This is a genomic window from Wolbachia endosymbiont (group A) of Acrocera orbiculus (assembly GCF_947250015.1).
GTDB classification, from domain to species: Bacteria; Pseudomonadota; Alphaproteobacteria; order Rickettsiales; family Anaplasmataceae; genus Wolbachia; species Wolbachia pipientis.
In genome coordinates, this window is record NZ_OX366272.1 from 344,915 (window position 1) to 367,695 (window position 22,781).

General features: G+C 34.9%; 14 protein-coding genes and 2 pseudogenes. 8 read left to right on the plus strand and 8 right to left on the minus strand.

Annotated features, from left to right (window positions below):
- Positions 1-5: 5 nt before the first annotated feature.
- The 6 genes from clpP to recJ all read left to right on the plus strand — a co-directional run bounded on the left by clpP (position 6) and on the right by recJ (position 9,746).
- On the plus strand, positions 6-632 hold the full coding sequence (clpP, locus tag OOL03_RS01790; RefSeq protein ID WP_006280254.1) for an ATP-dependent Clp endopeptidase proteolytic subunit ClpP: 627 nt from the start codon (positions 6-8) through the stop codon (positions 630-632).
- A complete protein-coding gene (gene clpX / locus OOL03_RS01795; protein WP_006279985.1) occupies positions 632-1,909 on the plus strand; it encodes an ATP-dependent Clp protease ATP-binding subunit ClpX in 1,278 nt (425 codons plus the stop codon). Before clpP ends, clpX begins: the two co-directional genes overlap by 1 nt.
- 15 nt (positions 1,910-1,924) lie before the next feature.
- On the plus strand, positions 1,925-4,378 hold the full coding sequence (gene lon, locus OOL03_RS01800) for an endopeptidase La (protein WP_264707491.1): 2,454 nt from the start codon (positions 1,925-1,927) through the stop codon (positions 4,376-4,378).
- Between the two features lie 289 nt (positions 4,379-4,667).
- Complete coding sequence (locus tag OOL03_RS01805) at positions 4,668-5,963, plus strand: Na+/H+ antiporter NhaC family protein (protein ID WP_253303194.1); 1,296 nt, start codon at positions 4,668-4,670, stop codon at positions 5,961-5,963.
- Positions 5,964-5,997: 34 nt separating this feature from the next.
- Positions 5,998-7,257, plus strand: a complete 1,260-nt coding sequence (locus OOL03_RS01810) for a cbb3-type cytochrome c oxidase subunit I (RefSeq protein WP_010962509.1) — start codon at positions 5,998-6,000, stop codon at positions 7,255-7,257.
- Positions 7,258-8,006: 749 nt separating this feature from the next.
- Positions 8,007-9,746: a single-stranded-DNA-specific exonuclease RecJ gene (gene recJ / locus OOL03_RS01815; protein ID WP_010962506.1), complete on the plus strand. Its 1,740-nt coding sequence runs from the start codon at positions 8,007-8,009 to the stop codon at positions 9,744-9,746.
- 54 nt (positions 9,747-9,800) lie between these two features.
- Here the strand turns inward: recJ and OOL03_RS01820 are convergent.
- From OOL03_RS01820 to ygfZ, 3 genes and pseudogenes are all read right to left on the minus strand, one after another.
- A pseudogene (locus OOL03_RS01820) lies at positions 9,801-10,058 on the minus strand (IS256 family transposase); the annotation flags it as partial.
- 79 nt (positions 10,059-10,137) lie between these two features.
- A pseudogene (locus OOL03_RS01825) lies at positions 10,138-11,432 on the minus strand (IS4 family transposase).
- A 260-nt stretch (positions 11,433-11,692) separates the two neighbouring features.
- A complete protein-coding gene (gene ygfZ / locus OOL03_RS01830) occupies positions 11,693-12,499 on the minus strand; it encodes a CAF17-like 4Fe-4S cluster assembly/insertion protein YgfZ (protein ID WP_010962504.1) in 807 nt (268 codons plus the stop codon).
- Positions 12,500-12,685: 186 nt separating this feature from the next.
- Between ygfZ and OOL03_RS01835 the strand changes: the two genes are divergently transcribed.
- Positions 12,686-12,967 (plus strand): co-chaperone GroES, encoded by a 282-nt coding sequence (locus tag OOL03_RS01835; RefSeq protein WP_173862895.1) that lies wholly within the window; start codon positions 12,686-12,688, stop codon positions 12,965-12,967.
- Positions 12,968-13,067: 100 nt separating this feature from the next.
- Positions 13,068-14,717: a chaperonin GroEL gene (groL, locus tag OOL03_RS01840; RefSeq protein ID WP_264707492.1), complete on the plus strand. Its 1,650-nt coding sequence runs from the start codon at positions 13,068-13,070 to the stop codon at positions 14,715-14,717.
- A 594-nt stretch (positions 14,718-15,311) separates the two neighbouring features.
- Here groL and OOL03_RS01845 read toward each other — a convergent pair.
- The 5 genes from OOL03_RS01845 to coxB form a co-directional block, all read right to left on the minus strand.
- Positions 15,312-18,401, minus strand: a complete 3,090-nt coding sequence (locus OOL03_RS01845) for a DUF3971 domain-containing protein (protein ID WP_264707493.1) — start codon at positions 18,399-18,401, stop codon at positions 15,312-15,314.
- A complete protein-coding gene (gene rnhA / locus OOL03_RS01850) occupies positions 18,394-18,831 on the minus strand; it encodes a ribonuclease HI (RefSeq protein WP_264707494.1) in 438 nt (145 codons plus the stop codon). Before rnhA ends, OOL03_RS01845 begins: the two co-directional genes overlap by 8 nt.
- A 175-nt stretch (positions 18,832-19,006) precedes the next feature.
- Positions 19,007-19,894 carry a heme o synthase gene (locus OOL03_RS01855; RefSeq protein ID WP_264707495.1) on the minus strand — a complete coding sequence of 296 codons (888 nt, stop codon included), beginning with the start codon at positions 19,892-19,894 and terminating at the stop codon, positions 19,007-19,009.
- A gap of 1 nt (position 19,895) precedes the next feature.
- On the minus strand, positions 19,896-21,446 hold the full coding sequence (ctaD, locus tag OOL03_RS01860; RefSeq protein ID WP_264707496.1) for a cytochrome c oxidase subunit I: 1,551 nt from the start codon (positions 21,444-21,446) through the stop codon (positions 19,896-19,898).
- A gap of 15 nt (positions 21,447-21,461) precedes the next feature.
- Positions 21,462-22,226 (minus strand): cytochrome c oxidase subunit II, encoded by a 765-nt coding sequence (gene coxB, locus OOL03_RS01865; RefSeq protein ID WP_264707497.1) that lies wholly within the window; start codon positions 22,224-22,226, stop codon positions 21,462-21,464.
- Positions 22,227-22,781 lie beyond the last annotated feature (555 nt).

The window sequence follows — 22,781 nt, forward strand, 5'->3', positions numbered from 1 at the left end:
AAGGTATGACTCTTATACCAATTGTAGTTGAACAAACTAGTCGCGGTGAGCGCGCTTATGACATATATTCAAGACTAGTGAAAGAAAGAATAATTTTTGTAACAGGTCCTATTGAAGACAATATGGCCAGTGTAATAGTAGCACAGCTTTTATTTTTAGAATCGGAAAATCCCGATAAAGACATTTGTATGTACATCAACTCACCAGGTGGTGTTGTAACTGCTGGTTTGTCGATCTACGATACAATGCAGTATATAAACCCAGACGTTTCAACTTTATGTATAGGTCAAGCTGCGTCTATGGGTTCTTTATTGCTTGCAGCTGGTACAAAAGGTAAGCGCTACTCTCTACCTCATTCAAGAATTATGATACATCAGCCATCTGGTGGTTATCATGGTCAAGCAACTGATATAGAAATACATGCTAATGAAATTTTGCGGGTTAAGAAAAAACTAAATCAAATTTATGAAAAACATACTGGAAATTCACTGAAGAAAATTGAAGGAATGATGGAAAGAGATAAATTCATGGATCCTGAAGAAGCAAGGAAAATTGGCTTAATTGACAGGGTGATAGCTGAGCGTACAGATATTGAAATTGAAAATATTAAAGTTAAACAAAAGGTGGGTTAATGGATAACAATAATGATTTACACTACTGTTCTTTTTGCAACAAGGCGCAAGATGAAGTAGATAAATTGATTACTAACTCTTCGGATGGTTTAAAGGTGTTTATTTGTAATGAGTGCATAGAATTATCCCATAAAGCAATAAGTCAAAAGAAAGATAGATCTTTTAATTCAGATCGTATATCTGATATGAAGCTATTACTAAAGAAACCTGAGGATATAAAAAACTTTCTCAGCAAGCATGTTGTAGGTCAAGAACACGCGCAACACGTTTTATCTGTAGCTATGTATAACCATTGTCAATCCATGGTACAATTTCATGCTATAAGTGATATTGAAATCGAGAAGTCAAATATAATGCTTATTGGTCCCACTGGTTCTGGTAAGACTTTGCTAGCCAAAACACTTGCTAAAGTTTCAGATGTGCCATTTGCTATGGCTGATGCGACAACTTTAACTGAGGCAGGTTATGTGGGTGATGATGTAGAAAGCGTGTTGTCGCGTTTATTACAAGCTGCAAATTATGACGTTGTAAAAGCACAGCGTGGTATAGTGTTTATAGATGAAATAGACAAGATTACAAGAAAATCTGAAAGCACTTCAATAACCCGTGACGTTTCAGGTGAAGGGGTCCAGCAAGCTCTGCTTAAGATTATGGAGGGTACAGTTGCTTATGTTCCGCCACAAGGAGGGCGAAAACACCCACAACAAGAGTTTATACAAGTGGATACTAGTAACATACTGTTTATTTGTGGAGGAGCTTTTGAAGGCCTCGATAAAATTATTGAAGCGAGAAAAAAGGGAACGTCAGTTGGCTTTGGAGCAGATATAAGTCAGTCTAAAGAGCAAAAGAAAAAGAATGCTTTACATGATGTTCAACCTGAAGATTTAATCAAATTCGGTTTAATACCCGAATTTGTAGGGCGGGTTCCAATAACTGCTGTTTTAGATGAGCTGGATCATGAAGATTTAATACATGTGTTGACAGAGCCAAGGAATGCACTAATAAAACAGTACAAAGCATTGCTTGCGTTTAGCAAAGTAAACCTTGAGTTTTCAGATGAAGCAATATCAGCTATTGCTAAAAAGGCTATAAGCTACAAAACAGGTGCAAGAATGTTACGTGCTATCTTGGAGTCACTTTTGCTTGACATTATGTATACATCTGGAAACGGAGGCTTTGAAGGTAGCACTATAGTAATCACTAAGAAAATGGTAGAATTAGGAAAAGCAACGGTTAATCATAATAACAATGGCAATGTTATAACGGTTAATGATTAATTTGAGGCATATATTATGAACATTGAACGTGCTGTAAGCTCTAGTTTTACTGCATTGCCAGTATTACCTTTAAGAGATGTAGTAATTTTTCCAAATATAATGGTGCCTTTATTCATAGGCAGAGAAAAATCTGTTAATGCACTAGAGTATGCAATAAGTAGTAGTAATCACCAAAATGAGATTTTTCTTGTAGCACAGAAAGATGGCTCTGTTGATAATCCAGAGCCTGAAGATCTTTATGAAGTAGGTGTGTTAGCAAGCATTGTACAACCGTTAATAAAATTACCTGACAATGCAGTAAAAGTTATAATCCGGGGGATAAGAAGGGGAAGAGTTGTAGAATATATTAGCTCTCATACTTTATTACAAGCCAGGGTAGAGTTAGACAATTATTATAAAGAAGATGAAGACAATATTGATTTAGAAGCTTTAAGGCGGTCTGTTGTAGACGCGTTCGATATCTGGTGTAAGCTAAACAAGAAAAATCAACCCGAGGTTGCCATTAACTCCATTGATCAAATCAAAGAAGTTGATCAACTTGTAGACACGGTAGCTTCACATTTAAATATAAAAGTATCAGATAAACAAAGTATACTTGAGGCTTATGACCCAGAAGAGCGTTTAAAAAAAGCTTTTGCTTTTATTGAGAGAGAAATGAGTATTTTGAACGCACAAAACCGTTTATATAAGACAATTAAATCGCAAGTTGAAAGCACTCAGAAAGTTTACTACCTTAACGAGCAATTGAAAGCTATACAGAAAGAATTAGGCGAATTTGAGAATGGTGATGAAGGGAATATACTCAATGAATTTGAAAAAAAGATAAATGAAACAAAGCTTTCTCAGGAAGCAAGAGAGAAAGCTATAACTGATTTGAAGAGATACAAGAAAATGAATCCCATTTCTCCTGAAGCTACAGTTATATCTAGTTACTTGCATTGGTTGCTTGAGTTGCCATGGGGAAAGTACAAAGATGCAAAAATTAACTTAAATGCAGCTAAGAAAATCTTAGATGAAAATCATTATGGCATAGAGAAAGTAAAAGATAGAATAATAGAATTTTTAGCGGTATTAAAAAGAGTAAAAGAGATAAAAGGTCCTATACTTTGCTTAGTTGGACCGCCAGGTGTTGGTAAAACTTCTTTAGCTAAGTCTATGGCAAGAGCAGTAGGAAGAGATTTTGTTCGCATAGCTCTTGGTGGTGTGCGTGATGAGTCTGAGATACGAGGGCATAGGAAAACTTATATTGGCTCAATGCCTGGTAAAATCATTCAACACATGAAAAAAGCTAATTCATGCAACCCGCTTTTTCTGCTTGATGAAATAGATAAGATGGGTTCTGATTCGCGTGGCGATCCTGCATCTGCATTACTTGAGGTTTTAGATACTGAGCACAATAAACACTTTACGGATCATTACTTGGAAGTTGAGTTTGATCTTTCAAGTGTAATGTTTGTAGCTACGGCAAACAGCTTAAATTTACCACATCCTTTGCGTGATAGGATGGAAATTATACAATTGTCCGGGTATACTGAAGATGAAAAAATCAGTATTGCTACACACCACCTTATTCCGAAGTTAAAGAAGGAGCATGGTTTGTATCAGAAGGAATGGGACATAACTAATGAGGCGTTATACGAGTTGATACGTTTATATACACGTGAAAGTGGTGTGCGGAGTATGGAAAGGGAGCTTGCAAAGCTCATGAGAAAGGCAGTTAAAGAAATATTGACTGATAAAAATAAGAAAATATCCGTAGGGGTTGACAATTTACAAGATTATTTAGGGGTACGTAAATATACCTTTGGCATTGCGGAAAATGAGAGTTTAGTAGGAATAGTAACTGGGCTCGCCTATACTGAAACAGGTGGTGATATTTTGATGATAGAATCAGTCCTAATTCCGGGCAAGGGAGAAATAAAATACACAGGAAAGCTTGGAGAGGTTATGCAAGAATCTATAAAAGCTGCGTATAGTTATATTCGATCAAATTGTTTGTTTTTTGGTATAAAGCCCGAAAAATTCCAAAATAATGATATACATTTACATGTACCTGAGGGTGCAGTACCAAAAGATGGCCCTTCTGCTGGCGGCGCGGTATGTACGTCTATTGTTTCTCTTATGACGAATATACCAGTTAACAAAAATGTTGCTATGACAGGCGAAGTGACATTGCGTGGTAGAGTTTTAGCTATTGGGGGCTTAAGAGAAAAATTGCTTGCAGCGCTCAGAGGATCAATCAAAACTGTGATTATACCAAGTGAAAATGAGAAAGATATGCAAGAGATTCCGGCAAGCATCAAAGAGGGGATCAACGTAGTTTTTGCTAAGAATATTGATGAAGTTATGAAAGTTGCTTTAATGCACCCTACTACTCCAATTGATGGTGATGATAATCAAAATAGTGTGCCTTCCTCTATAGAAAGTAAAGATGATACTTTTCCTATGTCGGAAACATTGAAGCATTAGATTAAAAAAATATTATCAATCTCCATTTCTCTTTTATCCGGCAAAAATCCACCAACTTGTGCATCCCATAAGGATATGACTTGCTTTGTTGTTATGTCATTCATATTTTTTACTTATTCTATCTCCCAGTTTAATTCAAGTAGATGATATATTATAATAGTCCTTTTCATGGAAACCTTTTCTGGTAGATTGCTTTCTAGAAAAACCTTGGTCAAGGTGCTAACTGTGGTTTATAATAATATAAATCATATCATAGTTGATTTGCGTTTATCAGAGCTGGAGTAGAGGTATGTTTTATCTTACAAATTTTTTGCCTATTTTACTGTTCCTATTTCTTTTTGTAGGAAGTGGTATATATTTTACTATTCTTGGCGTGTCAAATGCTTTTTATCAGTTATCTCCACTGGTAGCCATTGTTCCTGCCATAGCTCTGGGTTGGGTTTTATACAAGGGCAATACTGAAGAAAAAATGTATGCCTTTCTAGATGGGGTAAGAGATCGTAATATTATCACTATGTGTATCATTTTCTTACTTGCAGGTGCATTCAGTGAAGTAACTAAAGCAATCGGTAGTGCTGATGCCACAGTTAATTTGGCTCTTTCATTTATACCAACACAATTTTTACTCATAGGATTATTTTTTGTAGCAGCTTTCATCTCCACTGCTATTGGTACATCAATGGGCACCATTGCAACAATTGCTCCTATTGCAGTTGAACTGACACAAGCTGGGATTTCTCCTTCCTTAGGAGTTGCAACCGTTGTAGGAGGAGCAATGTTTGGCGACAATTTATCTATTATCTCTGATACTACAATTGCATCTGTGATGTCTCAAAAGGCTGATATAAAGAAAAAATTAAAACTGAATGCAAAAGTGGCACTAATTGCTTCTATATTCACAATAATTATATTATTTTATAGCTCAAGCAATAGTGCTGCTATTTCAGTTAAGGAGTATTCTTTATTGCTTGTGACTCCTTACATAATACTTATATTGCTTGCAAACTTTGGAATAAATGTATTTACGGCATTGGTTTTAAGCATAACTTTTGCTGGAATCATTGGATTTATAAATAACAACAATCATGGTTTATTGTTTTTAAGCCAAAACATCACTAAGGGGTTTATGAGTATGCATGAAATTATGCTACTGTCATTGATGGTTGGCGGGCTTTCAGGACTGGTAGGTAAAAATTCTAAGGAGTTTGCAGATAAACTTTCATCTTGGGTTATGATACAACGTGGTGGACAAAAAACAGCGCAGTTATTTATTGCAAAAATAGTCAGTATATTTGATATTTTACTTGCAAATAATACCATCGCTATAATTTTTAGCGGTGAAATTGCTAGAGATATTGCTAAGAAATATGAAATACCGCCTCACTATAGTGCAGCATGGCTAGGCATATTTTCTTGTGTATTTCAAGGATTAATACCGTATGGCGCTCAATTGCTTTTGGCTAGCACTATTGCTGGAGTTTCACCTTTGGCAGTCGTGCCACACGTATACTATTGCTATGTTTTAGGTATTATTGCAGTGTTATATATTGTATTGAACAAAATTGAGAAAAAAGATTGTGCTTAATATACAAGACAACGCTCCGCTCTGTAGAAAATGGATGTTCTTGGCAGTATGTGCTCTTGCTTGCTCTGGGTTACTGTCAATAATTGTTATTTTTCTACGATTGCCTTTTATCTCCTCTCTTGTTCCTTCTGCACAATATATTTTTGATAATGCGCTGGTAATACACGTGAACTTGTCAATTTTAGTGTGGATGTGCTCTATAATATCTCTGCTCTTTATCATAAACCTACAAAATACCAATAGTTGGTTTAACTTTTCATGGGTTCTATCAACCCTTTCGATGCTGCTCATGTTTATATCCGCATTCGTTCCAAACACTGAAGTTATCAAAAGTAACTATATTCCCGTATTACAAAACAAATTATTTTTACTTGGACTCAGTTTATTTATTGCCAGTATATTAGTAAATACAATGCTAGCATACACATCAAAAAAAGAGGTTTCATTTCTCTCTGTTGGGCAAATTGGGCTAGTTATTATACTTGTATCGTCATTTCTTTGCTTTGTTTTAGCATATAATAATATGCCTCCAGGTCTATATCACTCAGATAATAATTTATTTTACGAATATCTCTTTTGGGGAGGCGGACATTTATTGCAGTTTGCTTTTACTCAAGGAATGTTTTTAGTCTATTTAATAATGCTAAGTTCCAATGATATTAGTTTAGCTTCAAACAATAAAATTACTATTTTACCACTATTTATAAACACGATTTTAGCTGTAGGCGCACCGTTTGTATATTTTGTTTATCCAGTTGATAGTGCCAAGTTAATACAGTTTTTTACTTGGCATATGAGGATTGCTGGAGCAGTTTTGCCGTGCTTTTTGATAATATTAGTGTGCTACAACATCAGAACTTTTATTAATGATAAAAGCAACTATTTATTACATTCATTTTTGTTGTTCACTTATGGAGATGTGCTCGGAGTGTTGACTATTGAAGGTAATGTCACGATTCCTGCTCATTATCACGGTTCTGTAGTTGGTATCACTATAGCTTTTATGAATTTTGTCTACTGGATGTTACCTAAATTAAACTTTAAAGAGATAAAAAGTTCCATGGTAAGATTACAGATTTATGCCTACAGTATAGGGCATTTTCTCCATATCACTGGCCTTGTGTGGCTTGGTGGATATGGTGCTTTAAGGAAGGTTGCAGATCTGCCAAGTATTTCGTCAATGTTAGCACGCACGTGCTTCATTATAGGTGGCGCTATATCAGTTGTTGGTGGAATGTTGTTCGTAATAATTGTGCTTTTACATCTGTTAAAAGGCAAAGCGCGTACCAACTGACCCATAGAAACAAAAAAAACTTCCTTGACAAACTCCGCCAGCCCCCTTATCATGAAACTGAAGCTATTTATTTATCTTCTCTGTACAGATTAAATGACAAAAAAACTCACGTATCTGGCGTCCCATGTTTAATTTTTTGCACTATGTGCACCTTATGTCTTTATAAAATTTCTAGGTTTTTACCTAATATAAGCTGAAATGCGCTTATAAAGCATTTAAAACATCAAAAAACGCCGATTTAAAAAATGGATAGTGAATAACTAGCTACCCTAGGGTTTCTTTTGCCTTTTTTTCTGTTTAGTAAATTTCTTAATGTTTATAATTTAGATTAGTTGCGGCTTAAAAGCAACTAAATCGCGGTTATTAAGCGTTTAGAATAAAAAAACGCCATACTTGAAAGTATAATGTAAGTAATTAGCCAACCACGGGGCTTCTTTTGCCTTTTTTTTCATTTGGTAAATTTTTTAATATTTATACGGAAGGTAGCGCGTGACGCTGGAACCCCAAAAAAAGGAGGCACTGGAACGACAAAGTGGAGTGTCTGCTTCTGTCATCCTATGATAGCTAAAAAGACCTGGTCACGCGCTGGAATGACACCGAAGGGGCTACTGCCCTCTTGGATGGAGACCAGTGTCAGCTACTTAGATGATACCTTTTTTCTACTTAGTTTAGGTTATGCAGAAGTCTAATACAATTATAGAACAAGCTTAAAAATTCTGGTAAAGTAGTTTTATTTACAAAGAAAGAATATGCTACTTGAAATTGAAAAGCGCAGCATAACAAATGCATTGTGGAAGTTGCAAGAAGCAGATCAAAGGCAAATCTTAACTCTTACACAGAGATTTGAGTTACCAGAAATATTAGCAAGAATATTGGTTACTCGTGGTGTTAACATAGAAAATGCAAGCGACTTCTTATATCCACTAATCAGATCGCTATTACCAGATCCCTTTCACCTTCTTGATATGGATAAAGCTGTTTCTCGTATAATACGGGCAATAAAAAATGATGAAAACCTTGCAATATTTGGTGACTATGATGTTGATGGTGCAACGTCGTCAGCATTGATTAACAGGTACCTGAGAGCAATCGATATACACTCTATAATCTACATTCCAGATCGTGTTGATGAGGGTTATGGATTAAACACAGATGCTTTATTACAACTTAAAAAGAATGGAATTGATTTATGTATTTCCGTTGATTGTGGTACGCTTGCATATCAACCAATAGAAGATGCAAAGGCTTTTGGTCTTGATATTATAGTTGTTGACCATCACCTTGGTACGGAAAAATTACCAAGCGCCGTAGCAGTTGTGAATCCAAACCGCCTTGATGAGAGCTCTCCTTATAATAACCTAGCAGCAGTTGGAGTGTCATTTCTGCTAATTGTTGCTCTTAATAAAAGCCTACGTGAGCAAGGATTTTTTACCAACAAAAAAGAACCAGATTTATTTGATCTGTTGGATTTGGTTGCCCTGGGAACTGTCTGTGATGTTATGCAGATCACAGGCCTCAATAGAGCACTTGTCTCACAAGGATTAAAAGTTATGTCAACAAGAAAAAACGTTGGCTTGCGTGTTTTATTTGATGCTTTGGGAATCCTTGAAAAACCAAGTGTTTCTCGATTAGGGTTTAGTATTGGGCCATGCATAAATGCTGGAGGAAGAATTGGAGAAGCATCGCTTGGTGCAAGGTTGCTTTCCACCGATGATGATGAAGAGGCACATTCAATCGCGCTAAAATTAATAGATTTGAATAATGCAAGAAAAGTGTTAGAAAATGAGGCTCTCTTGGAAGCTACAGCACAAGCGGAAAAGTCTGCCCAATCAGGTGCGAATTTTATAATGATAAGTGGCAATTGGCACCAGGGAATAATTGGTATAATTGCATCAAGGCTAAAGGAGCAGTTTCACTTGCCAACAGTAGTGATATCTTTAAATAATGGAATAGGAAAAGCAAGCTGTAGATCAATTTTGGGAGTTGATATCGGTGCTGCAGTCCTTTCCGCAAAGTTTATAAATTTGATTATTGAAGGTGGTGGCCATAGTATGGCGGCAGGATTTTCAATTAAAGAAGACAAAATAAATGATTTGCATGATTTTTTTACTGAAAGATTTTCAAACTCTATAAATGAGAAAACTTTAAAAGCTGATAGTATAGTAACTGCTAAAGCAATAAATTTGTCTTTATGGAATCAATTGCAACGCTTGGGACCATTTGGAGTTGGAAATCCTGAACCAAGGTTTATTATCCAAGGAGCAAAGATAAGAAAGCCTGAAGTTATAGGAGTTGACCATATAAAATGTTTTATTGCTGATGATAATGTTATGGTAAGAGCTATTGCATTTCGTTCTGCAAATACTCATCTTGGCTCTGCTATCATGCAGGGTAATGTTAAAGCTATTTTGGGTAAAATCTCTATGAATTACTGGAATGGCAATGAATTTGTACAATTTTTAATAGAAGATGTATTGACCATAAGTTGAGTGTATCTGTTCAGCAGAGTGGCAAAATAGGTAGACAAGATAAACCAAAAAATCAAGAAGAAGTGAGTGTGCACTTGTCCGTAAAGTCTTTCCATTTCTCCCATTTCTTCGATTATTCTCTTCACTTTCAGCTAATAAGTGATTTTCTATTTCACCTTCCAAACTTGCCTCCAGCAGCTTTTTTATAAGTGGTGTAAATGCTCCATCCCTTCCTGTTAATGGTCTGCCTTCCCTTATTGATAACAGTATATTTGCTTCCAGTTCTTTGTAATCTACCAAACCGGTAGTTCTGTTTACTACTTTCTGACTCATTGTCAAACCTCCATTTTTTTATATCAATTTATTACTTTTTTTTCGGTTTGACACACTTTTTTGAACCATACGCGTCAAGTTAAGAGATTGTGAGCAAATTTAGAGAGGTTAAAGTGGATACTCTAGCCCTTCTACGTTTGTCTTTTAATGAAAATCGCGACCAAGTTATAGTGAGTTTTTTAAGAAATGCTTTTAAACTATTAATTTTGGTTAATACTAAAAATAACTCTCTAACCCGCCTTTTTAGCTCAATAAATGCCTTTGTTAAGCTAAGTTCTGTATTCTTTTTCACTTCTGTGCAACCAACTATGCCGTGAAATATAAGAATTGCGCACAATTTAGCATATAGTTCACATAATACTCTGCATGGCTTTCCTTTTAGCTTATCAAGCCTGATATGGCTTTTATACAATTTAAATAATAACTCAATTTGCCACCTTACTCTGTAAATCGTTAATACTTGCTCAGCACTAATTTTATTTTCTGGAACATTAGTTATACCAGTTCAATAATTTTTGATTTCTTTTAGAGGATCCTGCGATCTTGCTAATCTATTAGCTTTCCTTCTTCTGGCCATAGACTGTTCTTCAGTTAGTTTCTGACATATAATTCTTACTCTAATTTTTGCTTCTTTTCCTAACAATACCTCGTTTTCTAAAAATCTCTAAACATTCTAATAACTCCATTTTTTGATTTGTTTCTACATCATATACGTTGGTATCGACGACTTATGAAATAAGCTCCTATTTCATTGATTTGTTTAAAAGAACTTGGCACAAAATAACCGAGATCAGATATTAGCAAATCATTGCTTGATATATTACTTAAATGTTTCCTATATCCCTGGTCTGATCTTATTCCCTCCGTTAAATTAAGTTGGTCTATTATCTGATTCATGTAATCGAAAACTAATTGTAACTTTATTCCAGACTTAGTATTGCTTTCATAGCCACTGTAGCTAGTACCATAACCTTTATACATCTCTTCCATACTGTTAGGTAGAGTAATATAGCTACTGTCCAATAATTTAACACTATTAAATTGCTGTAAGATTTTGCAATCAACTTGCAAGATATTTTTAAAGAGAATCACAGATTCATTATACATCCTTTTCATAAATTCCACTGCTTCTTCAGTAAATCTAAAATCCAAACCTTGTTTTGTTATATCTATCGAGTCCTCGTTTAGTAATTGACACATTGTTTCTACGCTACAATTATCAACTCCTATATTACCCAAGACCATGGCTTTTACGAATGATGAACCTTTTAGCTTTCTCTTTCTTTTTATAAACCTTGTTGTAATTGAGATTTTCTCTGCTTTTTCATTAAAAAATTCTTTGAGCTTTTTTGATAAGCAAGTTATTTTATTCATTGGTTCTCTCACTAAAAGTATATCTGGGAGAACTTATACCTTATTATTCTATCTCTTTCATACCTTTATTTCCTTAACTTGACGCGTATGCTTTTTTGAACATTCCCGGAAATGGAGAAAAAAAATGTTCAACATTATATCAGGAGTCCTTGTCGTTTTAATCTGCACAGATTGCGAAGTTAAATGAAATAGCTTCACTGTTATGATAAGGGCGCTGGCGAAGGGTGTCAAGCAAGTTTTTCGTTTCTATATGGGCTACCTTAAGACTTCAACGTCTTAACGCACTTGACCCCACCAGCATATAAATTTGCATGGCTCTTTCCAGTATTAAGCAATGCAAATCCAATGTTGTCTACACTAGAGCGCAGTTCCCCTATTTCCTCATTGTTTTCATTTGTCACTTTAGTGCCAATATCTGGAAGTGCGTTATCCCCCTCAACAAGGTAAAGTTTTCTTCTGAATATTTCTTGTCTGCTCATTCGATTTACAACTTCCTGACCTATATAACACCCCTTATTAAAGCTTATACCGTTTACTTTATCGATTAAAAATTGCAGCGGAAACGATGAATTCTGCACCATATCTTTCGCTCCATCTGGAACGAGATTTTGAATTCTGACTTTTTCATACTGAGTAAAATCCCCAACCGGCTCTTTCATTTCATCTTTATGTATGATCCTCATTCCTAGCAGCTTGTGCCTTGGATCTTGAAAAATAACTTGTGACTTACTACTACACTCCGCCAACTTAGTATTAAACAAAACCCCAACCTTATATAGTGCACTAACGTCTTTAATCTTTACCCTCAAATAAGTTTTAAGTAAATCTAGTTTCTCGATTATTTGCTGCAAGTGCATGTTTTCGCACTCCAAGAGGGTGTATTTACCATATTCAATAAGAAAAAAATCATATAGATATTTTCCCTGAGGGCTAAGCAATAAAGAGTAAATGGCTTTTTGGCTATCCAACTTATTAATATCATTGGTTATAATACCCTGCAGAAAATCTCTAGTGTCAGGCCCATATAGCACTATCACACCACGACTTAAAAATGGTATATAACTCATGAAATCTCTATAAATAAATCTAAATTTTATTATATAACATTAGGCTCTTTTAGAAACTGCTTTTGGCGTGCATATTTTATAATGGCGTGCATATTTTACAAGCTCCAGCCCTTGAAATCTAACTTACGAGTATATATATATAAACTTATAAGTTAATTTGTTGATGAGGAAAAACAAATGTCAAGTATAAGTTTAAATGTATTAGATGATAGCGTGCTGATCAAGCCTATTAGCGAAGAAAAGCAAGGTGGAATTGTGCTTCCATCAAGTGCTGAAAAGAAACCTACTAAAGGTGAAGTTATAGCAATTGGTGAAGGTTCACGCAATTCAAGTGGCGAACGCGTAACTTTAACTGTGAAAGCTGGTGATAAAGTGTTCTATCGCCAATGGGCTGGTACAGAAATAGAACATAATAATGAGAAGCTTATCGTGATGAAAGAGTCCGATATACTTGCTGTTATTAAGTAGCAGTCTTTATTTTACTAAACTGAAACAAAGCGCAACATAGCGCATTGTAAATGATTTTATTATAGTTTTCTAAATTTTTTATTAACAAGAGGTGATAAAAATGACTAATGTAGTAGTATCAGGTGAGCAGTTGCAAGAAGCCTTTCGTGAAGTTGCAGCAATAGTGGATTCAACGGTAGCAATAACTGCAGGACCTAGAGGAAAAACAGTAGGGATTAATAAGCCCTATGGAGCACCAGAAATTACAAAAGATGGTTATAAGGTGATGAAGGGTATCAAGCCTGAAAAACCATTAAACGCTGCGATAGCAAGCATCTTTGCACAAAGTTGTTCTCAATGTAACGACAAAGTTGGTGATGGTACAACAACGTGCTCAATACTAACTAGCAACATGATAATGGAAGCTTCAAAATCAATTGCTGCTGGAAACGATCGTGTTGGTATTAAAAACGGAATACAGAAGGCAAAAGATGTAATATTAAAGGAAATTGCGTCAATGTCTCGTACAATTTCTCTAGAGAAAATAGACGAAGTGGCACAAGTTGCAATAATCTCTGCAAATGGTGATAAGGATATAGGTAACAGTATCGCTGATTCCGTGAAAAAAGTTGGAAAAGAGGGTGTAATAACTGTTGAAGAGAGTAAAGGTTCAAAAGAGTTAGAAGTTGAGCTGACTACTGGCATGCAATTTGATCGCGGTTATCTCTCTCCGTATTTTATTACAAATAATGAAAAAATGATCGTGGAGCTTGATAATCCTTATCTATTAATTACAGAGAAAAAATTAAATATTATTCAACCTTTACTTCCTATTCTTGAAGCTATTGTTAAATCTGGTAAACCTTTGGTTATTATTGCAGAGGATATCGAAGGTGAAGCATTAAGCACTTTAGTTATCAATAAATTGCGTGGTGGTTTAAAAGTTGCTGCAGTAAAAGCTCCAGGTTTTGGTGACAGAAGAAAGGAGATGCTCGAAGACATAGCAACTTTAACTGGTGCTAAGTACGTCATAAAAGATGAACTTGGAATCAAGATGGAAGATCTCACGCTTGATGATCTTGGTACGGCTAAAAATGTTAAAATTACTAAAGATAATACCACAGTTGTCAGCGAAAATAGCGATTCTGACAGTGTGAAAGCTAGAATCGAGCAGATTAAATCTCAAATTGAAACTTCAACTTCTGATTATGATAAAGAAAAGCTAAGAGAACGTTTAGCGAAATTATCAGGTGGCGTTGCTGTGCTCAAAGTTGGTGGAGCAACTGAAGTGGAAGTTAAAGAACGTAGAGATAGAGTCGAAGATGCGCTGCATGCAACAAGAGCTGCAATTGAAGAAGGTATAGTTCCAGGTGGTGGGGTTGCGCTTCTTTATGCTTCATCTATTCTCGACAAATTAAAAGGTGCAAGTGACGAGGAACAAATAGGCATAAACATTATCAAGAAAGTTCTCAGTGCTCCAATTAGAAGGTTAGTCAAAAATGCTGGTCTTGAATCTGCTGTTATAATTGACTATTTGATTAAGCAGAATGATAAAGAGCTTATATACAACGTTGAGGCTATGAATTATGCTAATGCGTTTACAGCTGGTGTGATTGATCCAGCAAAAGTGGTGCGTATTGCTTTTGAAACAGCGGTATCTGTTGCGAGTGTGCTGATAACTACTGAATCTATGATAGTTGATGTACCAAGCAAAGAAAATGCTTCATCTCCTATGGGTGCAGGAGAAATGAGTGGCATGGGTGGATTCTAAGTAGAATGAAACCGTGGAGCAATTGCTCCACGGTAGTTCCAAAAAATCTCACATTTTACTATTCGTTAAAGGTAATACGTTTGGTGCAGAAATGCACTACTGTTTGCATCCGTTTCACTCCTTTATATTGTGGTTGTCTAATAACAAAAAGGCAGCATAAGAAAACTATAACCCCTAGTATATTTATACTATAGCTGACCCAAGCAACACGTCATACCGCGATTCATTCCACAACTGTACGAACATTACAATATGGCACATAGTAAACGATGTCATGAAAGTAGCTGACACTGGAATGACACCCTTTTGGATGGAAACCAGTGTCACGCACTGGCATGACACCCATTTGTTCCTATAGTTGTCTTTTCTCGTCTACCTTATTTTGCCACTCTGCTGAACAGATACAATTTACAACCACCCCCTACCCTTTTTAGTTGTTCAGCAAATATAGAGAGGCTAAAGGGAGTGGCATTACTTAAATAATTAGATGAAAAATTAGGTGGATCATTCTGAAATTCTTGCATTTTTGTCTATAATTTTGTTAAATAATTTCCCTTTTGGTCATATCGAACCAAATTTTTTTTTCATACCACTTTAATTGCTGACAATAGCCTTATTAGTTTTTGTCATAATGTGATCAAACACTCCCAATAACCTCTTTAATAGGTTTGGAGTTAGCGAAGAGATAAGATCAACAGATACGTTATTGTTTTTGTCATCACCACTTGCTTTATAGTCTATTGAAACGATTCCCCTACTTTTCCCACCAGTAAGAAGTTTTCCAATTATAGGAATTTTTAACAAAGATTTATTAATTGAATATGCTGTTATTACTTGTCCTGCAACCTGGAATTTATAATTTCTAATATCGAGCTTACCACCAGTGCTAATACCTAACTCCGCCCCTTCAAGCCAAGATTCTTCAATTTCAATAGTGCCATCTTTGTATGAAAAAGGTGCATTACATTTGTAAAAGTATACACCTTCATTTTTTATGGCATTTACAATGCCAGGCAATGAAGACATCGACAATAAAGTAGTAAGTAGTGGAGCATCTTTGATGTAGAAATTGCTAATGGATAACGTACCATAATGTTCTCCACTTTCTCTCTGAGGAGAGAGATAAAAAGACAATTTGCCGTTTTTAATTGATTTACTAATGCCTAAGGAACGCAAAAGCATACCTGAATTATCCGCATATATTTCGAGCCCTATTCCACTGTATTCTGCTAGTATGTTGCTGCTATCTTCCAGAAACTGCCCTGTAAATTGACTTCCATTGCAATTACCTTTAGTACAGGTTACATTCAGCTTAGCATTTTTGATAACGATGCCTTCTTTCATAATTACATTGTCAACATTCATACTAATCTCTATATCTTTATTTAATCCATTACTGTTTTTGCCAAGCAAGCCTAAAATATCACTTAAGTTAATTTCCTCACCATAAATAGTTATGGCATTTTTCTCCTTACCTGATTCAATTTCTATACTAAAATCATTATCAGGCAATTTAAAGCTACTAGAATTTAAATATAAATTTCCATTTTCTACTCTTCCGCTGAATTTTATATCTAGGTCATTTCCTACAATGTCTAATTTATCTACTAACAATTCACCTGCTCCTTTTAACCTTGTAGAAAACAAAATTTTATTGTGATCTTCAAAGCGATTTTTCCACCCTAAGTAGCTTGAATGTGATTCAAATTCTGATAAATCTATATCACCATTAACATACCCCGTCTTATCTTGATTTATCACTGACTCTAAATTTGCACTGACATAGCCACTATCAAAATTAAATATTTGAGCAGGTAAATCTCCGGTCAAATTCCAGGCGAAACTTTCATTCCTATTGCTACTTTTCAGGTCAAATAATAGCTGTGTGTTATTCACCATACCACTACCATTTAAATCTATAAAGTCACTGCCAAAACTAAGCTTAACATCATATTTACCAAGACTTGCATTATAGACGGCCAAATTGTCAATTTCGGAATGAAAATTGGCCGAAAAATCTACTTTTTTGTCATCAGCATTTAGATTAAAAATGCGAAAATTAAATACGGATTTTGCCATTCCACTTACTTTATCCCTTTCAACCTTCACCACATCATCCAGCTTAAATTTTATAGGCTCATATAAACCATAAGCATCACTTACAGCTTGGCCATTAATGGTTAGAACTGAATTTTCCTTATTGAGAGATTTCATTGCAATATCACCACCATTAACAGTGAAATTCTGAAACTTAGCGCTATTTACAGTAATTTCAAGATCGTTATTCTTGATGATCAAATCACCCTTTAATTCCTTTACTTGCTCAAAATCTTCATCAAATTTTACGCTACCGTTTTCTATATCAGCAACAATTACAATGTCTGACAGATCGTCATCAACCAAATTGTTAATTTTGCCATTGAAACTTACAATGGTATTTAAAACATCCCCTTCGATATTATCACAATACCAGCTTTTAAATTTACTATTTACTACACTATCTGGTATATAAGTACATAAATCCTTTGCAGCAAACTTACTAATATTAATTCTAAGCAAAGCATGACTTGTACTAAAGTTCATTTTGCCTATTAAAGAGAGATACGTGTCATTTAACTTAAAATGGAAGTTTTTTACACTAATAATTCCATTACTATATGTTAAATTTATATTTACATTAGTTAAGGCCAAATTTTTGTTCAAATAATTTTCTGTATTTAATACGTATATATTTCCATCTACAATTTCATCCTTTTTATTAATTTTCACTGAGAAGCTTCCTTTGAATCCTATATTTTTGTCCAAATTGTAGCTTTTAACTAATGTAGAAAACTTGCTCAATAGTCCCAATTTTAGATCATAAAATGTCCCGTACACATTTAGCAAATTGTTGCGATTTTTTATCGTAATTGATAAATCATCCAAAAATCCCTTTCCATCTTTTGTATTCACATGAATATCTAAAACATTAAAATCTTCCCCCTTCCCTATATATAATTTATCAATAAAAAATTCATCTTCTGTGCTTTTATCAATAGCGATGTTAGTAAATTCAATTTTTGAATCCGCATTTAAGTCAAAAAAAAATTCCCTTATTGTTTTTAATAGATTTTTTGCACTGCTTTCTGTCATCTTGAAATTCTTCCCTGTCATCCCAGTATCTTTTTTTCCTGTCATCCCAGTGCTTGACACTGGGATCCAGGTTTCTTTTTTTCTAGATTCCAGCGTCACGCGCTGGAATGACACCGAAGGAAGGCGGTTATTACTTAAATAATGATTATCCAAAAGGTCTAATGAGTTTTGCGGATTAACATTAGTTTCTTCTCTCTTGATATATACATGCACATTATCAGCTGAAACCTGAGAGAGATTTGTGCTAGCTTTAAATAAGGAACTTAACTTAAAATGTACAAAAAGCTCAGGAACTTTTATAGTAAAATTAGGATTTGCTATTGCCAAATCTGTAATGACTAAATACGGATCTTTACTACCTTTCTGCCAAACAACTGAGGTATTCTCCATATTAACGCTTGAGCCAACAAATATCTTTGATATTTTATGTTTAACATAAAAATTAATATAATTAATATTGATTTCTAAAGGACTCTCACCCTTAAAAAAGACAAATAAGCAGAATACAAACAATAGAACTATGGAAAGTGATATAGTGATTTTTTTAAGCATCGATTATTGCTTTTCTTGCTAAACTATCAGCCTCCTCATTATACTTATCGCCACTGTGTGCTTTAACCCACTTCCAATCAATTTCGTGTTGTGAAGCAACGTTGTCTAGCTCTTTCCACAATTCCATATTTTTTACTGATTTTTTATTACTTGTTTTCCAGCCATTCATTTTCCACTTATTTATCCACTCTGTTATGCCATGTTTAACATAAAGACTATCCATATATAAATTAATATTACAAGAAAATTTCAATACTTTCAGCCCATTGATCACCGCTGTTAACTCCATTTTATTGTTTGTGGTATTTTCTTCTCTACCATAAATGTCTTTTCTGGAATCTTGAAATAATATGATAGCTGCCCATCCTCCCGCTCCAGGATTACCAGAACACGCCCCATCCGTATATATTGTCACTTCTTTTTTACTCATCTTTGTTTATATCGGTTAACAAAGTATATAGTTGCTTTTATGAAAGCACAATTTCTAAAGGTAGTTTAAGCTGCACCTTTAAATTTTATTATAGAAACAAAAAAAAGTGTGACAACGAGCATTACCAAAAGGAAAAGGAAAAAATAGTTTTTATGTTTCTGCCGTTCTTTCATAACTAAAATAAATCAATAGAACAAAAAATAATACTGGCAAATAGGGAAAATAGATAAGAAATTGAGTAAGAAAACATTTGTTTCTGTGAGTTGTGGTTCTTGAATCTGAGAATTGACATAGCGTACCAAATAAAGATGCAACCTGCAAAAATTGCCATGCTTAGATAAAGTAAAGCCTTTTTCAAGAATAGAGCTGGAAGCAAGCTAGTTAGCACCAGCAAGACACTATAAATTAATATATATTTTCTTGTTTTTTCCGGACCATAAACAATATTGAACATTGGAATCGATGCCTTTGCATAGTCTTCAGACTTATTTAAAGATAGGGCCCAAAAGTGTGGCGGAGTCCACATAAAAATTACTAAAAATAAAATGAAACTTTCCCAACTGACAGAATTAGTTACAGCTGCCCAGCCAATCATTGGAGGAAAAGCACCTGCTGCACCACCGATAACGATATTCTGCGGAGTACGCCTTTTTAGCCAAATTGTATATACGAAAACGTAAAATAATATGCTAACTGCAAGCAAAGCAGCAGAAATATAATTTACTGCTATTGCCATGATAAATACTGACAATATTCCAAGAGTTATACCAAATTCAAGCGCGCTTTCTGCAGAAACTCTACCTGAAGGTATAGGGCGGTTTTTTGTCCTTTCCATGAGCAGATCTATGTCTTTGTCATACCACATATTTATAGCACCTGCAGATCCTGAGCCAAGAGCAACACATATAAGAGATATTAGTGCTAGAAAAGGGTGCATACTAACTGGTGCAGTAACCATACCAGCAACTGCAGTAAATACCACAAGATACATTATCCTTGGCTTCAGCAAACGCCAAAAATCCAGTATTGTTGATTCAACATTTAGCAAAACACTTGTGTACATTCTATTTTACCACTGGTGGTTTTTCGAAAGTATGAAAAGGCGGTGGTGAAGATACCGTCCATTCCAAGGTGTCACCTCCCCAAGGATTATCTCCAGCTTTCTTGCCCCATTTAAAGAGATGTATAACTATAAACACAAAAAACATAACTGAAACAAAGGACATATACGAACCAATTGAGGATATATAATTCCAAGGGATAAACGCATCAGGATAATCAGGTATACGCCTTGGCATACCAGCTAATCCTAAGAAATGTTGAGGTAAAAAAGTGATATTGGTGCTAATAAAAGTAAGCCAAAAGTGGATTTGACCTAAGCGCTCATTATATTGTTTACCCGACATTTTACCAATCCAATAATAAAAGCCAGCAAAAGCTCCAAATAATGCAGCAAGTGACATGACATAATGGAAGTGAGCAACAACATAATAGGTGTCGTGCAGGAGCTTATCTATTCCACCATGAGAAAGAATTATTCCCGTTATGCCACCGCCAACAAACATAAAAATAAAACCTAGTGCAAATAGCATAGGGGTCTTAAACTCAATTGCTCCACCCCACATAGTTGCAATCCAGCTAAAGACTTTTACACCAGTTATAACACCGATAAAAATTGTGGTAGTGCTAAAAAATGCAGCAGCGTCAGCACTAAGCCCAACAGTGAACATATGATGAGCCCAAACCATAAAGCCAAATACTGCTATACCTATCATTGCATAAACCATCCCTATGTAACCAAATACAGGTCTGTGAGAAAAAGTTGATACAACCTGACTTATGATGCCAAATGCAGGAAAAATAATTACGTAAACTTCTGGATGACCAAAAAACCAAAATAGATGTTGAAATAACACAGGATCGCCACCACCGGCAGGATCAAAAAAGGAAGTGCCAATATTGCGATCAGTAAGAAGCATAGTTATAGCACCGGCAAGCACTGGTAAAGCAACAATCAACATAAATGCTGTTAGCAAGACAGACCAAACAAACAGTGGCATCTTAGTTAATGACATGCCTTTTGCGCGCATGTTAAATATAGTAACTATAAAGTTGATCGCCCCAACAATTGACGACATACCAGCAACATGAAGTGCAAGTATAGCAAGGTCAACTCCTGCACTTGGATGGGACATTACCTGTGATAAAGGTGGATATAAAGTCCAACCTGTACCTGGACCTTCACCAATAAACACTGAGAGAATGAGCAAAATAAAAGATGACACTAATAACCAAAAACTTAAATTATTCATACGAGGAAATGCCATATCTGGTGCGCCAATCATGAGAGGTACAAACCAATTACCAAATCCTCCCATTAAGGCTGGCATTATCATAAAAAACACCATTATCAACGCATGCCCTGTAACCATTACGTTATATAATTGATAATTATTGTTAAGTATATTAATGTGCATTAGCTGAGTGCGAATAATCACCGATAATAATCCACCAATAATTCCAGCTAATATGGAAAAAATAATGTACAGTGTCCCTATGTCTTTATGATTAGTGGAAAACAACCAACGCTTTATGCCCTTTGGTACGTCACTCATATCTATACTCCAAATTTAACTCACTAATTTTCTATTTTCAATCCACTTATTAAAATCTTCTTTGCTTACTGCTTCAACAACAATTGGCATAAATCCATGGCCTTGACCACACAATTCGTAGCACTGCCCGTAATAAACACCAGGCTTTTTGATATTAAACCACGCCTCATTCAGCCTACCTGGTATCGCATCAATTTTTACACCAAAAGCCGGTACTCCCCAGCTGTGTATCACATCTCCTGCTGTAACTTGTAAACGAACGTTAGCATTAACGGGTAAAATGATGTTGTTATCAACAGAGAATAGCTTTAAATCTCCTTCGATAAAGTCTTCTTTTCCCTTAATATAACTATCAAATGACACACCTTGATATTCTGGATATTGGTAGCTCCAATACCATTGATGGCCAATAACTTTTAGTGTTATGTCAGCTTTCGGTATTTCTTCCTGTAGCTTCAGTAATTTAGCGTTTTCAAAGGCTAATATTCCAACAATGATAGTTGGTATAACAAACCAAATAATTTCTAAAGGAACACTATGGGTAGTTTTACTTATGTTTGTTACTTTGCTTTTACGAAAGCGAAACGCTATATAAGCAAGCAGCGCCCACACAAAAAGCATTATTGTAACCATCACAAGCATCACAAACGAATGTGACCTAACTACAGCCTCCATTACTTCAGTTGCAGGAACAGGAAATCCAAATTGCCAGGAAGTAGGAGCAGAGGCAACAGATATATTTGAGTAAAATATTATCAATAGTGCAAATAACTTCACCATATCTTTTGTTTGTTTGCTATAAAACTAAGTGATATACTGTATAATAGTATATATAAACTTACTATGCAAATAGAGATTAGTGATGGTTAATAATTTTTTAGCATTCAACAAGTATAATAGTACAATACTAATTTGAGGAAAAAAGCATTTACATAAATCTATTGTAAGTAAAAATATTATAATATTTTAAATTAAGTATTTACTTTAAGTAAATTCTATAATAAGTTTAATAGCGTCTGTTACTGCTAATAACCCTCTAGCCTCACACCTAAAAGCAGTAACAGACACTATTAAAGTTTATGATTTGCAAGATCAAAATCTTGCAAGTGTCTTTATTTCATTATACATTGCAGTTTGTTAATTAACTTTTAATGCCTATGGTGGCATTTACAGCTTGGACCAAAGGTTTATGTATTATAGAAAATAATTATAAAAAAAACACACTATTTGTATACCATACAAACTTTTTTTATTCTGCATAGCTGAGTTACTAGATTCTGTAAACGAAATCTTTAGAGAAGCCAAATGGGCAAAGTTTCATGAAGGTCTTTGGCA

Coding starts and splice junctions, on each gene's coding strand:
- ygfZ (WP_010962504.1), bottom strand. CDS start 12,499: ATGAGTTATATACCATTTTTAAGTCGTGGTGTGATAGTGCTATATGGG.
- OOL03_RS01810 (WP_010962509.1), top strand. CDS start 5,998: ATGTTCTTGGCAGTATGTGCTCTTGCTTGCTCTGGGTTACTGTCAATA.
- OOL03_RS01805 (WP_253303194.1), top strand. CDS start 4,668: ATGTTTTATCTTACAAATTTTTTGCCTATTTTACTGTTCCTATTTCTT.
- clpP (WP_006280254.1), top strand. CDS start 6: ATGACTCTTATACCAATTGTAGTTGAACAAACTAGTCGCGGTGAGCGC.
- OOL03_RS01845 (WP_264707493.1), bottom strand. CDS start 18,401: ATGCTTAAAAAAATCACTATATCACTTTCCATAGTTCTATTGTTTGTA.
- rnhA (WP_264707494.1), bottom strand. CDS start 18,831: ATGAGTAAAAAAGAAGTGACAATATATACGGATGGGGCGTGTTCTGGT.
- ctaD (WP_264707496.1), bottom strand. CDS start 21,446: ATGAGTGACGTACCAAAGGGCATAAAGCGTTGGTTGTTTTCCACTAAT.
- groL (WP_264707492.1), top strand. CDS start 13,068: ATGACTAATGTAGTAGTATCAGGTGAGCAGTTGCAAGAAGCCTTTCGT.
- lon (WP_264707491.1), top strand. CDS start 1,925: ATGAACATTGAACGTGCTGTAAGCTCTAGTTTTACTGCATTGCCAGTA.
- OOL03_RS01855 (WP_264707495.1), bottom strand. CDS start 19,894: ATGTACACAAGTGTTTTGCTAAATGTTGAATCAACAATACTGGATTTT.
- coxB (WP_264707497.1), bottom strand. CDS start 22,226: ATGGTGAAGTTATTTGCACTATTGATAATATTTTACTCAAATATATCT.
- clpX (WP_006279985.1), top strand. CDS start 632: ATGGATAACAATAATGATTTACACTACTGTTCTTTTTGCAACAAGGCG.
- recJ (WP_010962506.1), top strand. CDS start 8,007: ATGCTACTTGAAATTGAAAAGCGCAGCATAACAAATGCATTGTGGAAG.